Raw genomic sequence first — 14,747 nt, forward strand, 5'->3', positions numbered from 1 at the left:
TCCCCAACGCGATCAGCGGCGGGGAGCAACGGAGTGATCCACATGGGACTTTTGAATATCATCCGGCGGATGGCGCTGCGTGAGAAGCTGCCGATCCGCGAGATAGCCCGCCGGACCGGGCTATCTCGGAACACCATCAAGAAGTATCTGAACGCGGGCACGATCGAGCCGAAGTTCTCGGTGCCTGAGCGCCCGAGCAAGATCGATCCGTTCGCCGAGAAGCTCGCGGCTTGGCTGAAGACTGAGACGACGAAGTCGCGCAAGCAGCGCCGGACATTGAAGCAACTCTACGCCGATCTGGTCGCGCTCGGCTATACCGGTTCCTACAATCGCGTCGCCGCCTTTGCTCGTGACTGGCGCGCCGACCGGCAACGCGAGCAGCAGACCACGGGACGCGGTACCTTCGTGCCGCTGGCCTTCCGCCCGGGGGAGGCCTTCCAGTTCGACTGGAGCGAGGATTACGCGGTGTTGGGCGGAGAACGCACCAAGCTGCAAGTCGCCCATATCAAGCTGTCACACAGCCGGCCTATCTGCTGACGATGCTGTTCGACGCCCATTGGCATGGCTTTCGCGTCTTCGGCGGCGTTCCTGGGCGGGGAATCTACGACAACATGAGGACCGCTGTGGATCGCGTTGGCCGCGGCAAGGAGCGTCAGGTCAATATGCGCTTCCTCGCCATGGCCAATCACTATGTCTTCGAGCCGGAATTCTGCAATCCGGCGTCGGGCTGGGAGAAGGGACAGGTCGAGAAGAACGTCCAGGATGCGCGCCCGCGGCTGTGGCAGCCAATGCCCAACTTCCCGGACCTGGCAGCCCTGAACGCCTGGCTGGAGCAGCGCTGCATGGAACTGTGGCGGGAGATCCCACATGGAACCCGTGCCGGCAGCATCGCCGATGCCTGGACCGAGGAGCAGGCCGCGCTGATGGCCCTGCCGCCTGCCTTCGATGGCTTTGTCGAGCAAAGCAAGCGCGTCTCACCGACCTGCCTGATCAGCTTCGAGCGCAATCGCTACAGCGTGCCGGCGTCTTTTGCCAATCGCCCTGTGAGCCTCAGGATCTATCCCGAGCGCCTGGTCATTGCCGCCGAAGGGCAGATTTTGTGCGAGCATGAGCGGGTGATCGAGCGCTCGCACCACCTGCCGCCGCGCACCATCTACGACTGGCGGCATTACCTCGCCGTCATCCAGCGCAAACCCGGTGCCCTGCGCAACGGAGCCCCGTTTGCCGAGTTGCCCGCTGCCTTCAAACGGCTGCAGGAGCAGATGCTACGGCGGATTGGCGGTGATCGCGAGATGGTCGATATCCTGGCCTTGGTCCTGCATCACGACGAGCAAGCGGTGCTGACCGCGGTCGAACTTGCCCTGTCCGAGGGCGTCGCGACCAAGACCCATGTGCTGAACATTTTGCACCGCCTGATCGACGGAAAGACCGACGGACCACCCATCGACACGCCCCAGGCTCTGCATCTGCGCCGAGAGCCCAAGGCCAATGTCGAACGCTATGATGGCTTGCGCGCGCACATGACCGGAGGCCGCCATGCGTCATGATCCTGCCAGCGGCGCCATCGTGATCATGCTCCGCAGCCTCAAGATGCATGGCATGTCGCAAGCCGTCACCGATCTGATCGAGCAAGGCGCACCAGCCTTCGAAAGCGCCGTGCCGATCCTCACCCAACTGCTGAAGGCCGAAATGGCCGAGCGAGAAGTTCGCTCAGTCGCCTATCACATGAAGATCGCCCGCTTTCCCGCCTATAAGGACCTGTCAGGCTTCGACTTCTCGGCCAGCGAAGTCAATGAGGCGACTGTGCGCCAGCTGCATCGCTGCGAGTTCATGGGCGGCGCCGAGAACATTGTCCTGATCGGCGGCCCAGGCACCGGGAAGACCCATGTCGCAACCGCCATTGGCATTCAGGCCATCGAGCATCATCGCCGTAAGGTCCGGTTCTTCTCGACCATAGAACTGGTCAACACGCTCGAGCAGGAGAAAGCGAGAGGCAGGACCGGCCAACTGGCTGAAACCCTGATGCGGCTGGATCTCGTGATCCTGGACGAGTTGGGATACCTGCCGTTCAGCGCATCAGGCGGCGCATTGCTCTTTCACCTGCTGAGCAAGCTTTACGAACGCACAAGCGTCATCATCACCACCAATCTCAGCTTCAGCGAATGGGCGACGGTCTTTGGCGATGCCAAGATGACCACCGCGCTACTCGATCGCCTGACCCACCGCTGTCACATCCTGGAAACCGGCAATGACAGCTTCCGCTTCAAGGCAAGCTCGGCTGCTGCGACCAGAAAAAAGAAGGAGACCTCTGATGTCTTGACCCGGTCATGACCCGACCAACATAATCTCAAGGTGGGTCAATTCTCGATGGAAAACCCGGGTCAGTTCTGGGTGGAAATCAACAGCTTGTTCAACCTTTCCTCCAAGCGAATGCGCGAGACACAGTTCTGCAACATCCTGATCCACCCTGATGATCTCGGTCACCCATGTTCGGAAAGTGGATCGAAGGCCATGGACAGTCGAGCCAGGGAAAATCGTCTGCAACAGTTTGCGCATAGTATTTTCGCTGATCATGTTCTTCGGCTTCGACGGAGACGGGAAAACCAGATCGCTGCCATTGGTCCGCCGTTCTTGCGCTCGCAATAGAACGTCGCGAGCAGGGATGGACAGCGGGACCATGAACTCCTTCTTGGTCTTCATCTTCTCGGCAGGGATCGACCAGATTTCGAGTCCTGCGTCCATCTCGGACCAAGTGGCGGCGCGCACCGGGCCGGATCGGGATGCGGTGAACAGCGTGAAGAGAAGAGCAAGCGCGCCGACATCATTGGAGTCTTTGAACGTCGAGAAAAGCCGGTCAATCTCCATGAAGTCGATGGCTGCGAAGTGCTTAACCTGATCGCCTTGCTTGCGCATCAGCCCGCGCATGCCTGTCGTCGGATTCCCCCGCGACCGAAGACCCCGGCCACAAGCATGATCGAATACCGTCTTGATGCGCTGAAGCACCCGGCGCGCGGTCTCGGGCTTGGTCGTCCAGATTGGATCAATCACGCGCTCGATGTCGTCCTGACTTACATCTTCGACCGAGAGGTCGCCCAGGACAGGGAAGGCATAGGTTTCAAGCGTTTTGATCCATTGGGCGACATGTTTTCCATTGGATTTGTTGTCCTTGAACTTGCTGTGATGGACCCGCTTCGCGAGTTCCGCGAACGTCGTCGCCCTGCCTTCATTCTCACGCCTGCGCACCTTCGGATTGCCGCCCGCCGCAATCAGGCGGCGCATTTCATGAGACTTGTCGCGCGCATCGGCGAGAGAAACCACATTCGCAGAGCCAAGGCCGAGGTCGCGCCGCACCCCATGGACCACGACCCGCAGAATCCATCGGCGTGCACCAGACCCATCTACTTGAAGATAAAGGCCGCCGCCATCAGTGTGCCGTCCAGGCGGAGCCTTCTTCACGAAAGCCGCATTGAGTCTTTTTTCGACATGCGGCCCGGGCTGCTTGCCGCCGCGGCCCTCGTTGACAGAAGAGACGGTCATTTCTCACCCCACATTTTACCCCACACCTCGGGAGGGTGCTTTGACGCTAAATGCTGGGCGATCGGATGGCAATCCATTGAAATATGGTGGTTTGCCGTATGCTCGACCCTGTCGGGCCAATGAATTGGCGGAGGAGGTGGGATTCGAACCCACGGTGGACTTTCACCCACGTCGGTTTTCAAGACCGGTGCATTAAACCACTCTGCCACTCCTCCGGTGCGGGCGGATTAGCGCGTGATGGCGGCGGTGGCAATGGGCTCATGGGGCGCGTTAACCAGCCTCTTGCCTTGCACCCCCCCGCGAAAGCTGGTGAAAGTCTTGGGGTCGGACGTCGTGCAGGTTGAGAAGATGGAACGCAAACACATTCTTGATGTTTCCGCCAACGAGGCTTTCGGGCTGGCGCGGCGCAATCGGCTGCGGCGCTATCCTTCGCCTGACCAGGGGGCCGAGCGGCTCTATCCGCTGGCCTGGCCGCAGGCGAAGCCCAGTTTCCAGATCATGCCCACGGATACCGTCTTCACCATCGGTTCGTGCTTTGCCCGCAATGTCGAGGCGGCGCTGATCGAGAACGGCATGACCGTGCTCAGTCGCGATTTCGACCTTGGTGAGGTCGGCGAAAGCATTGGCGAGGCGGCGAACTTCTTCAACAAGTACTCGATCCACTCGATCTATAACGAGCTGAAATGGGCGCTGGAGCGGGACACCTTCCCGGGGGAGAAGGTGCTTTATCCCAGTGCCGGGGGCGCGCCCTATTTCGATGCGCAGCTGGGCCAGTCGCGGCTGGATTACCCGCTGGACCAGGTGCTGGCCTTCCGCCACCTCTATCTCGACGCGATGGCGCAGGTGAAGGATGCCGATGTCATCATCATCACGCTTGGCTATGTCGAGACCTGGTTTGACAACGAGCTTGGCATCTACCTGAACGTCATCCCGCCGATCGAGGTGCTGCGCGCCCAGCCCGAGCGGTTCAACTTCCGCGTGCTCGGCTATGCCGAGATCCTCGAGACCCTGCACGAGCTTTACGCGCTGCTGAAAAAGCACCGCGAGAAGCCGCTGAAGATGCTGATGACGGTCTCGCCGGTGCCGCTCTTGGCGACCTTCCGCGATGTCGACGTGCTGGTGGCCAATGCCTATTCGAAATCGGTGCAGCGTGCGGTGCTGGAACAGTTCGTGACCGAGGTGCCCGAGGTCGACTACTTCCCCTCTTACGAATTCGTCACGCTGTCGAACCCGACCATCGCCTGGTCGCGGAACGATTACCGCCACGTGAACCCGGACCTGGTTGCGCGGATCATGTCGAGCGTGATCTCGACCTATTTCCCGCCGGCGCACCAGCCGCAGGCCAAGGCCGAAGCCGATGCAAACGGGGCAGGGGCGGCGGCCCCGACCGCGGCCGAGGGACTGACCCCGGCGGCGATCATGTCGACGGCCAAGCTGATGCTGAAGCTCGAGGAATGGGACAAGATGGCGGCGCTGTTTGCCGAGAACGCGGCGGTGACCGACGCCCATCCCGACCTGCTGTTGCAGAAGGCCGCGATGCATCGGTCGCAGCGCCAGGTTCCCGAGGAATATGCCGTGCTGGAACAGGTTCATGCGCTGGCGCCCGACCGGCCCTGGCCGCTGGAACGGATGATCCGGCTTCTGCGTCCGCTGCGCCGCCAGGAGCTGCAGGACGAGCTGATGGCGCGTCATGCCGCACGTTTTCCCGACCGCGCCGAATTCCGCGACCAGGTGGCCTGAGCCGCGCGCGCCCTGGCAAAGGGCGCGCCCCGGGTTACTTGCGCAGGGTAACCGTGTTGGTCGCGCCGGTGATCTGGACCTGCTCGATCCCAGCCAGCACGTTTGACGACAGCGTCAGCGCGACATTGATCGAATCCGTCTCGGGACGCGCCGCCATCTGCGATTCCGGGCTGCCGGGGCGCGGCGGCAGGGCGACGAAGCGCAGGCGCAAGGTGCCATCGGGGTCGGGCGTGATCCGGCCCGAGGGGCTGGGCGCTTCGGTCACCAGCGCGGCTTGCCAATAGCCCTTGGTCGGGCCAATGCCGGTGGCGATCAGCAGCCGGCCCTCGTTCAGCACCTCCCAACGGGCGCCGGTGATGGCGGGAATGCTGGGGCGGGCATCGGCATTGACGGTGGCGTAGCCCCCTTCGGGCTCCAGCGTCGATGCGGTCTCGCCTCCGCCCATCCAGCCAAGCGGGTTCCAGCCGCTGTCGCTGAACCGGCCGCCGCAGCCGGCCAGCACCAGCGACGCCATCAGCAAGGGCAAAGTCACTCGTTTCATCTCACCATCCCTCGTCTCTGGCCCCGTGTGCGCCGGGTGTTCGGACAGATTGATAGGCGAAAGCCGGGGCTTGCGAAAGCCTCTTTGACCTTGCGGGGCGGGCGGGTTAACCCCACCTAGCCCCTGAAAGGAATTCCTGCATGGCCACTGCCGCCTTTGAAGAGATCGCCGAGACCTTCGATTTTCTCGATGACTGGGAAGATCGCTACCGCCATGTGATCGAGCTTGGCCGCGCCATGCCGCCGATGGACGAGGCGCTCTGCGTGCCGGCCACCAAGGTCGAGGGCTGCGCCAGCCAGGTCTGGATCATGCCGCGGGTCGAGAACGGCATCTTCGACTTCCAGGGAGAAAGCGATGCGATGATCGTGCGCGGGCTGATCGCCATCCTGCACGCGCTCTATTCCGGCGTACCGTTGGGGCAGGTGGGCCAGATCGACGCGCAGGCCGAGCTGGCTCGGCTGGGGCTGGATGAACACCTGTCATCGCAGCGCTCGAACGGGCTGCGCGCGATGGTCGAACGGATCAGGCTGCTTTCCGCCGCTGAACAGTGATCCAGCCGCCGCCCAGCACGCGACTGTCGCCCGAGGCGTAGAAGACGCAGGCCTGGCCGGGGCTGACGCCTTCCTCGGGGTCCAGAAGCTCGATCTCGGCCTTGCGCCCGCCAAGGGGGCGCAGGATCGCCGGTCGCGGCGGCCGGGTCGAGCGGATGCGGACATCGCAATGGATCTCGCCCTCGAAGGCCTCGTCACCCAGCCAGTTCACCTCGCCCACCGGAACGAATTTGGTCGCCAGCTCGGATTTCGGTCCAACGATCACCCGGCGCGTCTCGGGCTCGAGCCGCAGCACGTAAAGCGGATCGCCCAAGCCCCCGATACCCAAGCCCCGGCGCTGGCCGATGGTGTAATGGATGACGCCGCGATGCTGGCCCAGCACATTGCCCGCCAGATCGACGATCTCGCCCGGATCGGCCGCGCCCGGGCGCAGTTTTTCAATGACAGCGGCGTAGTCTCCGTTGGGGACGAAGCAGATATCCTGCGAATCGGGCTTGTCGGCGACAGAGAGGCCGAACTCGGCGGCCAGCGCCCGTGTCTCGGCCTTGCTTTCCAGGTGACCCAGGGGGAAACGCAGGAAATCCAGCTGCTCCTGTGTGGTCGAGAACAGGAAATAGCTCTGGTCGCGGTTCGGATCGGCGGCCATGTGCAACTCGGCTCGGGCCGCGCCGTCCTTGCGCTGGATGTAATGGCCGGTCGCCATGCAATCGGCATCCAGTTCGCGCGCGGTTTCCAGAAGGTCGCGGAACTTCACCCGCTCGTTGCAGCGGATGCAGGGCACCGGGGTCGCGCCGGAGAGGTAGGCATCGGCGAATTCGTCGATCACCGATTCGCGGAACTTGTTCTCGTAATCCAGGACGTAATGCGGAAAGCCCATGCGCTCGGCCACGCGGCGGGCGTCATGGATATCCTGTCCGGCGCAGCATGCGCCCTTCTTGGCCAGCGCCGCGCCGTGATCATAGAGCTGTAACGTCACGCCGATCACGTCATAGCCCTCGCGCGCCAGTTTTGCCGCCACGACAGAGCTGTCGACGCCGCCCGACATGGCCACGACAACCCTTGTCTGGCTGGGCGGTTTGGCAAAGCCGAGGCTGTTCAATGGGGTCTCGGTCGCCGTCTCGGGCGCGTGAACTGCGGTGCTCATGGGTGTCCTGTTCGGGCCTGCCGCGGCAAAGAGCCACGGGGAATCGCTCGAAATATAGGAATATAGACCTCAATCTCAAGCTCCCGCGGCCTGATTTTCAAGAGTTGGTAACCTCACATTAAGTCTATCGGTGCAAGGTCCGGGTCACGACAACCGAGAAAGACCGAATGTTCATCCGCAAGACCTCGCGCCCGCGCACCGTTACCCTGAAGGACGGCAGCATCCTGTCCATCGCCGATCTGCCCGCCGACCAGACCCGATGGGTCGCCAGCCGCAAGGCCGCCGTGGTGAATGCCGTCGCTGCCGGCCTGCTGAGTCGCGAAGAGGTGATCCAACGCTATCAACTCAGCGGGGAGGAGTTCGACAGTTGGGTTCTGGCCGTGGAACGTTACGGCAAATCGGGCCTCAAGGTCACTTCATTGCAGAAGTTCAGACACTCATAGGTTGAGGATTGGCGTCAATTCCAGCTAGTAACGGTATATTAACGATTGCTCTGCATAGTCGGTATCCGCACCAAAGCTGAATTGGGACTGATCAAGAATGCGAATCCTACTTGTCGAGGACGAGCCGAGCACCGCGCGCGCGATCGAGCTGATGCTGACTGCCGCCAACTACAATGTCTTCCTCACCGATATGGGCGAAGAGGGCGTCGATCTGGCGAAACTCTATGACTATGACCTGATCCTGCTGGACCTGGACCTGCCCGACATGAACGGGATGGAGGTGCTGCGCCATATCCGCCTGTCGCGCATCGACACGCCGATCCTGATCCTGACCGGTTCGGACGATACCGAAAGCAAGCTGCGCGGCTTCGGCTTCGGCGCCGATGACTACATGACCAAGCCTTTTGTCCGCGAGGAACTGGTGGCCCGCATCCAGGCCATCATCCGCCGCTCCAAGGGTCACAGCCAGGCGGTGATCCAGACCGGCGAGCTGGTGGTGAACCTCGACTCCCGTTCGGTCGCGGTGAACGGCAAGCCGGTGAACCTGACCGGCAAGGAATACCAGATCCTCGAGCTGCTGAGCCTGCGCAAGGGCACCACCCTGACCAAGGAGATGTTCCTGAACCATCTCTATGGCGGGCTGGACGAGCCCGAGTTGAAGATCATCGATGTCTTCATCTGCAAGCTGCGCAAGAAGCTGTCGGATGCCTTGGGCGGCGAGAACTACATCGAGACCGTCTGGGGTCGCGGCTATGTGCTGCGCGATCCGGCCCCGGGCAACGAGGAACGGCTGGCGGTCGGGCTCTAGTCGCAAGCGGTCCCCCTCCGGGGCCCGCCGAACCTGAGTGCCGCGGTCACGCGGCGATCCTTCCGACCCGGCCTTGTTTCCTTTCGGCACCCCCCTGCCAAAATCATTCTGACCACCACTCACAGCCAAGGCTGATCGCGGTACCCGGGCCGGTCCACTTGCCCGGACCCGGCTGGACAATCCGTCCCGCCCGCCGCTATCACCCATGCATCCGGTCCTTTCCTTTGCTCCGGGGAAAGCGATGCCGGATGCATGTGTGTTTGCAGCGCGTCAGGCTGTCCTCTGCGCGGCAGGCCGGCGAAGATCGGTCCGGAGAAGATGGGGCCGGCAAGGACGGGGCCGTGGCTCTTGCGGCGCGCGGCGCTGTCGGTCAGCTTGGCGCGAGAAGCATGGTGACGGGGACCGCGAGACAGATGACCGATCCGAAGACTGCCCAGACCGGCGAGAGTGCCGAAGTCGAATCGCTCGATTCCGACAGCGCCCGGGCAGAGATGGCCGCGCTGACGGCGGCCTTGCGGCAGGCCAACGAGGATTACCACGGAAAGGACGCGCCGACGCTCAGCGATGCCGATTACGACGCCCGCAAGCGCCGGCTGGCCGCGCTGGAGGCCGCCTTTCCAGATCTCGTGGTGGAGAACAGCCCGACCGGGCAGGTGGGGGCGGCGCCGTCGGCAGGCTTCGGCAAGATCACCCATGCCCGGCGGATGATGTCGCTGGAAAACGCCTTCGCGGCGGAAGAGATCGACGATTTCACTGCCCGCATCCGCAGCTTCCTCAGCCTGCCCGCCAGCGCGCCGCTGGCCTTCACCGCCGAGCCGAAGATCGACGGCTTGTCGCTGTCCCTGCGCTACGAGGATGGCCGGTTGGTGCAGGCGGCGACGCGGGGCGATGGCAGCGTGGGCGAGAACGTCACCGCCAATGCCCGCACCATCGCCGATATTCCCGAGATACTGACCGGCGCCCCGCCCGCGATCCTCGAGGTCCGCGGCGAGGTCTACATGTCGCACGAGGATTTCGCCCGTCTGAACGCCAGCGAGTCGGGCCGCACCTTTGCCAATCCCCGCAATGCCGCCGCCGGCTCGCTGCGCCAGCTGGACCCGGCGATCACCGCCGCCCGTCCGCTGCGCTTCTTTGCCTATAGTTGGGGCGAGATGTCCGCGCCCTTGGCCGAGACGCAGATGGGCGCGGTCGCGCGCATGGCCGAGATGGGCTTCCAGACCAACCCGCTGACCCGGCTCTGCGCCAGCGCCGCCGAGATGGTCGCCACCTGGCGCGAGATCGAACAGCAGCGCGCGACCTTGGGCTATGACATCGACGGCGTGGTCTACAAGGTCAACGAACTGGGCTATCAAGAACGGCTGGGGTTCCGCTCGACCACGCCCAGATGGGCCATCGCGCATAAATTCCCCGCCGAGACCGCATGGACGCGGCTCAACGGCATCGACATCCAGGTCGGCCGAACCGGGGCGCTGTCGCCGGTCGCGCGGCTGGAGCCGGTGACGGTGGGCGGGGTGGTGGTGTCGAACGCGACGCTGCACAACGAGGATTACATCGCCGGGCGCGACAGCACCGGCGCGCCGATCCGCGAGGGTCGCGACATTCGGGCGGGCGACTGGGTGATGGTCTATCGCGCGGGGGACGTGATCCCCAAGATCGCCGATGTCGACCTGTCGCGCCGCCCGGCGGACAGCCAGCCCTATCACTTCCCCGAGACCTGCCCGGAATGTGGCTCGGACGCGCTGCGCGAGCCGGGCGATTCCGTGCGCCGCTGCAGCGGCGGTCTGATCTGTCCGGCGCAGGCGGTGGAAAAGCTGAAGCATTTCGTCAGCCGCGCCGCCTTCGATATCGAAGGGCTGGGGGCCAAGCAGGTCGAGATGTTCTTTGGCGATGACCAGCTGCCGATCCGCCAGCCGGCGGAGATTTTCACGCTGGCCAAGCGCGATGCGGGGAACCTGACCAAGCTGAAGAACCGCGATGGTTTCGGCGAGCGGTCGGCGCAGAAACTCTTCGAGGCAATCGAGGAAAAGCGGCGTATTCCCTTGGCGCGGCTTCTTTTTGCGCTTGGTATTCGGCATGTGGGCGAGGTGGCGGCGGCGACTCTGGCCCGACATTTCGGCACATGGGAGGCGCTGAGCGCGGCGCTGACCGCCGCCGCGCCCGCCGCGCATCGCCACGTTCAGGCCGACGAGGCGGTGACTGCCGAACGCGCCGCCGCCGCCGATCAGGGCCGCCGCGCCCGGCTGAAGGAGACCCGCGATCTGGTCTGGGCGACCGACCCGCCGCTGCCCGAGGGCGCGCGGGCAGCCTGGGAGGATCTGGTCAGCATCGACGGCATCGGCGAGGTCGTGGCCGGCTCGCTGGTCACCACCTTCGACCAGCCGCGCGAGCGCGAGGTGATTGACGCGTTGGCGAAGGAACTGACCGTGCTGCCCGCCGAGGCTGCCAGTTCCGAGGCGACCGAGATCAGCGGCAAGACGCTGGTCTTTACCGGCACGTTGGAAAAGATGACGCGGGCCGAGGCCAAGGCACGGGCCGAGGCGATGGGGGCCAAGGTGGCGGGCTCGGTCAGCGCCAAGACCGACCTCTTGATCGCCGGGCCGGGGGCCGGGTCCAAGGCCACCAAGGCCGCCGCGCTTGGCGTCACCGTCATCGACGAGGATGAATGGCTGCGGATCGCGGGGCGATGACCCCGCCCAAGGGCCGCCCGCCGGTTCTGTTCCCGCTGTTTGCCGCTGCCGATACCCTGCCCGGGGTCGGCCCCAAGGCGGCGACGGCGCTGGCGCAGCTGGGCATCGAACGCCCGCGCGACCTGATCCTGACCCTGCCCAGCAGCGGCGTGCGGCGGCGGCGGCTGGAACATCTCTCCGAGGCGCGGGCGCCGGAAACCATCACCGTCGCCGTGACCGTGACCCGCCACAACCCGCCAAGCGGACGCGGGCGGCCCTGGCGGGTGGTGTGCAGCGATGGGCCGAACGACCTGACGCTGGTTTACTTCCACCCCCGCCGCGACTGGATCGAGGGGCAGTTGCCGGTCGGCCAGCGGCGCATCGTCAGCGGCAAGGTCGAGCTGTTCGACGGGATGCTGCAAATGGTTCATCCCGATCACATCCTGCGCGAGACCGAGGCGCTGCCCTCGGAATTCGAGCCGGTCTATCCGCTGAGTGCCGGGCTGACGCAGCGGGTCATGGCCAAGGCCGCCGAGGCGGCACTGGACCGTGCGCCCGACCTGCCGGACTGGATCGACCCCGAACTGGCGAAGTCGCGCAACTGGCCCGGCTGGCGCGAGGCCCTGGCTCAGGCGCATGACCCGCAATCACCGGCGGACCTTTCGCCCTCGGCCCCGGCGCGCGAGCGGCTGGCCTATGACGAATTCTTCGCCCATCAGATGACGCTGGCCCTGCTGCGCCGCGACCGGCGGCGGCAGCGCGGGCGCGAGACGGTGGGCGACGGCCATCTGCGCGACAAGGTTCTGGCGCAACTGCCCTGGCCACCGACCGGGGCACAGGCCCGCGCCGTGGCCGAGATTGCCGCTGACATGGGCAGCGCGCAGCGGATGAACCGTCTGCTGCAGGGCGATGTGGGCGCGGGCAAGACGTTGGTCGCCATGCTCGCCGCGCTGATCGCTGTCGAGGCCGGGGGGCAGGCGGTGCTGATGGCCCCGACCGAGATCCTCGCCCGCCAGCATGCACGGGCGCTGGAACCGCTGGCCCGGGCTGCAGGCATACGGCTGGCGGCGCTGACCGGGCGCGACCGGGGCGAGCTGCGCGCGCAACTGCTCGAGGATCTGTGCGAGGGGCGCATCGACATCCTGATCGGCACCCATGCGGTGTTCCAGAAGGATGTGGAGTTTCATGATCTTCGCCTTGCCATCATCGACGAACAGCATCGCTTCGGCGTGGCGCAGCGGCTGGAACTGTCGGCCAAGGGCGATATCCCGCCCGACGTGCTGGTGATGACGGCGACGCCGATCCCGCGATCATTGGCGATGACGCAATTCGGCGATCTGGACATCTCGGTGCTGGACGAGAAGCCGCCGGGCCGCCAGCCGATTATCACGGTGATGATCTCGGACCAGCGGCTCTCGGAAGTGGTGGACCGGCTGCGCGCGGCGCTGGAAAAGGGCGCGCGGGCCTATTGGGTCTGCCCCTTGGTCGAGGAAAGCGAGCTGGTCGACCTGACCGCCGCCGATGCCCGGTTCCAGGCGCTGCGCGCGGTCTTCGGTGACGAGGTTCGGCTGGTCCATGGCCAGATGCCGCCCGATCAGCGCGATGCCGCCATGGCGGATTTCTCGGCCGGGCGGGCGCGGATCCTGGTGGCGACCACGGTGATCGAGGTCGGCGTCGACGTGCCCGAGGCGACGATCATGGTGATCGAGCGGGCCGAGAATTTCGGTCTGGCGCAATTGCACCAGCTGCGCGGAAGGGTGGGCCGGGGGCAGGGCGCCTCGACCTGCGTGCTGATGTACCACCCGCCCTTGACCGAAAGCGGCCAGCAGCGGCTGGAGATCCTGCGCGAGACCGAGGACGGCTTCCGCATCGCCGAGGCCGATCTGGAGATGCGTGGCGCCGGTGACATGATCGGCACCGCTCAATCCGGTCTGCCGCGTTTCCGCATCGCCGACCTGGAACACCAGGCAGGGCTGATGGCGGTGGCGCGGCAGGATGCCCGCGCCTTTCTGGAGCTGGATCCCCAGATGGAAACCCTGCGCGGACAGGCGATCCGCACGCTTCTGTGGCTCATGGAACAGGATAAGGCGGTGCGGCTGATCGGGGTCGGCTAAGCTGTTCCGGTCCCCCGCCCTCGGATGTTCTCAGAAAGTTCTTTACTTCGCCCCGGCGATATGAGAACAAACAAGCAACACCACAGGAGGACGCACAATGACCCGTGAAATGTTCAGTGATGTGATCGGTATCGCCGCGCTGTCGGTGACCGCGCTTGTCGTCCTGTGGTTGCCTGCCATCCTGCAGGGCTGACCCTGTTCCCCGATTTTCTGCCCCGCGTTGCTTGCAGCAGATGTGCTCGCCTGTGCATCTCCTCGGTTCCCCACCCGCACGCGCAACTTGACCGGCCCTGGCAGGGGCCGGTTTTTTCTTGTTCCGGGTTCTGGAAAGTCAGGCGGCGGCTTCGTCCATCGCTGCCAGCACCGCATCCCATGCGAGCAGGATCGAGGCATGGCGATTGGGATAGTCGCGGGCGGGCAGCAGCGCCTCGAGCTCGGCAAAGGGGCCATCGGGCGGGGTGCCGGCCTGTTTCAGCATCGCATGAAGCGCCTCGCGCGTATGTGCGATCTCGTCCCGGCTGCGGCCGATGACGGCGCTGCCCAGAACCGAGGCCGAGGCCTGACCCAAGGCGCAGGCCCGCACCTCCTGTGCGAAATCGCTGATCGTCCCGTCGCTGACCACCACATCCACCGTCACCGAGGACCCGCATTGCGGCGAGCGGCGCATGGCCGTGCCCTGCGGCGCGCTCAGCCGGCCGGCATGGGGCAGGGCAGCGGTCAGCGCCAGGATCCGGCGCGAATAAAGCTGCATCAGGTCGCTGTCGGACATGGAACCCCGGTGGAAGATCGTCGGCTTTCCTCCTAGATAGGGAGCCGGTCCGCGAAAGGAAAGCCGATGTTCGACGCCGAAAGCCTGACCTATGACGCCAACGGGCTGATTCCCGCCATCGCGCAATCGCCCGAGGGCGAGGTGCTGATGCTGGCCTGGATGAATGCCGAGGCCGTGCGGCGTACGCTCGCGACCGGCAAGGTGACCTACTGGTCGCGCTCGAGGCAGGATTACTGGGTCAAGGGCGAGACCAGCGGCCACCACCAGCGGCTGATCGAGATGCGGGTCGATTGCGACCGCGACACGCTGCTCGTCATCGTCGATCAGGCCGGCCCGGCCTGTCACACCAACCGGCGCAGCTGCTTCTACCGCGCAGTGCGGGACGGGGGCGAGGTCGAGATCATGTCGCCGATGGCAGGGGCTTAGGCCGGGAC

Annotated in this window: 12 protein-coding genes, 1 tRNA gene and 1 pseudogene; 9 read left to right on the forward strand and 5 right to left on the reverse strand. The window is 64.8% G+C overall.

Annotated elements, in window-relative coordinates:
- Positions 1-42 precede the first annotated feature (42 nt).
- Positions 43-1,547, forward strand: a pseudogene (gene istA, locus CX676_RS04350) (IS21 family transposase).
- Positions 1,537-2,331, forward strand: coding sequence for an IS21-like element helper ATPase IstB (gene istB / locus CX676_RS04355; RefSeq protein WP_101751536.1), 795 nt, complete (start codon positions 1,537-1,539; stop codon positions 2,329-2,331). The pseudogene istA and the gene istB overlap by 11 nt, the downstream one beginning before the upstream one ends.
- Here istB and CX676_RS04360 read toward each other — a convergent pair.
- Complete coding sequence (locus tag CX676_RS04360; RefSeq protein ID WP_101751537.1) at positions 2,326-3,537, reverse strand: tyrosine-type recombinase/integrase; 1,212 nt, start codon at positions 3,535-3,537, stop codon at positions 2,326-2,328. The two genes, istB and CX676_RS04360, sit on opposite strands and share 6 nt — an antisense overlap.
- A 125-nt stretch (positions 3,538-3,662) precedes the next feature.
- Positions 3,663-3,752 (reverse strand) — tRNA-Ser (locus tag CX676_RS04365).
- A 133-nt stretch (positions 3,753-3,885) separates the two neighbouring features.
- Here CX676_RS04365 and CX676_RS04370 point away from each other — a divergent pair.
- Positions 3,886-5,277, forward strand: a complete 1,392-nt coding sequence (locus CX676_RS04370; RefSeq protein ID WP_101754131.1) for a GSCFA domain-containing protein — start codon at positions 3,886-3,888, stop codon at positions 5,275-5,277.
- Positions 5,278-5,311: 34 nt separating this feature from the next.
- Here the strand turns inward: CX676_RS04370 and CX676_RS04375 are convergent, their stop codons facing one another.
- On the reverse strand, positions 5,312-5,818 hold the full coding sequence (locus CX676_RS04375; RefSeq protein ID WP_232816581.1) for a hypothetical protein: 507 nt from the start codon (positions 5,816-5,818) through the stop codon (positions 5,312-5,314).
- A 140-nt stretch (positions 5,819-5,958) separates the two neighbouring features.
- On the opposite strand from CX676_RS04375, the gene CX676_RS04380 reads away from it, so the two are divergent.
- Positions 5,959-6,369 carry a SufE family protein gene (locus CX676_RS04380; RefSeq protein ID WP_101751538.1) on the forward strand — a complete coding sequence of 137 codons (411 nt, stop codon included), beginning with the start codon at positions 5,959-5,961 and terminating at the stop codon, positions 6,367-6,369.
- On the opposite strand, the gene mnmA is transcribed toward CX676_RS04380, so the two are convergent.
- Complete coding sequence (gene mnmA / locus CX676_RS04385) at positions 6,341-7,513, reverse strand: tRNA 2-thiouridine(34) synthase MnmA (RefSeq protein ID WP_101751539.1); 1,173 nt, start codon at positions 7,511-7,513, stop codon at positions 6,341-6,343. The genes CX676_RS04380 and mnmA overlap by 29 nt on opposite strands.
- Positions 7,514-7,680: 167 nt before the next feature.
- Between mnmA and sciP the strand changes: the two genes are divergently transcribed.
- From sciP to recG, 4 genes are all read left to right on the forward strand, one after another.
- The gene (sciP, locus tag CX676_RS04390; RefSeq protein WP_101751540.1) at positions 7,681-7,956 is read left to right on the forward strand and encodes a CtrA inhibitor SciP; all 276 of its coding nucleotides are present in this window, start codon (positions 7,681-7,683) and stop codon (positions 7,954-7,956) included.
- A 97-nt stretch (positions 7,957-8,053) separates the two neighbouring features.
- Positions 8,054-8,764: a response regulator transcription factor CtrA gene (gene ctrA / locus CX676_RS04395; RefSeq protein ID WP_101751541.1), complete on the forward strand. Its 711-nt coding sequence runs from the start codon at positions 8,054-8,056 to the stop codon at positions 8,762-8,764.
- A gap of 413 nt (positions 8,765-9,177) precedes the next feature.
- A complete protein-coding gene (gene ligA / locus CX676_RS04400) occupies positions 9,178-11,451 on the forward strand; it encodes an NAD-dependent DNA ligase LigA (protein ID WP_101751542.1) in 2,274 nt (757 codons plus the stop codon).
- The gene (gene recG, locus CX676_RS04405; RefSeq protein ID WP_232816582.1) at positions 11,427-13,544 is read left to right on the forward strand and encodes an ATP-dependent DNA helicase RecG; all 2,118 of its coding nucleotides are present in this window, start codon (positions 11,427-11,429) and stop codon (positions 13,542-13,544) included. The genes ligA and recG overlap by 25 nt, the downstream gene beginning before the upstream one ends.
- A gap of 331 nt (positions 13,545-13,875) precedes the next feature.
- Here the strand turns inward: recG and CX676_RS04410 are convergent, their stop codons facing one another.
- A complete protein-coding gene (locus CX676_RS04410) occupies positions 13,876-14,313 on the reverse strand; it encodes an iron-sulfur cluster assembly scaffold protein (protein ID WP_101751543.1) in 438 nt (145 codons plus the stop codon).
- A gap of 66 nt (positions 14,314-14,379) precedes the next feature.
- On the opposite strand from CX676_RS04410, the gene hisI reads away from it, so the two are divergent.
- Complete coding sequence (gene hisI, locus CX676_RS04415) at positions 14,380-14,739, forward strand: phosphoribosyl-AMP cyclohydrolase (RefSeq protein WP_101751544.1); 360 nt, start codon at positions 14,380-14,382, stop codon at positions 14,737-14,739.
- The last annotated feature ends 8 nt before the right edge of the window (positions 14,740-14,747 follow it).

It is taken from the genome of Paracoccus zhejiangensis, from assembly GCF_002847445.1.
Lineage (GTDB): Bacteria > Pseudomonadota > Alphaproteobacteria > Rhodobacterales > Rhodobacteraceae > Paracoccus > Paracoccus zhejiangensis.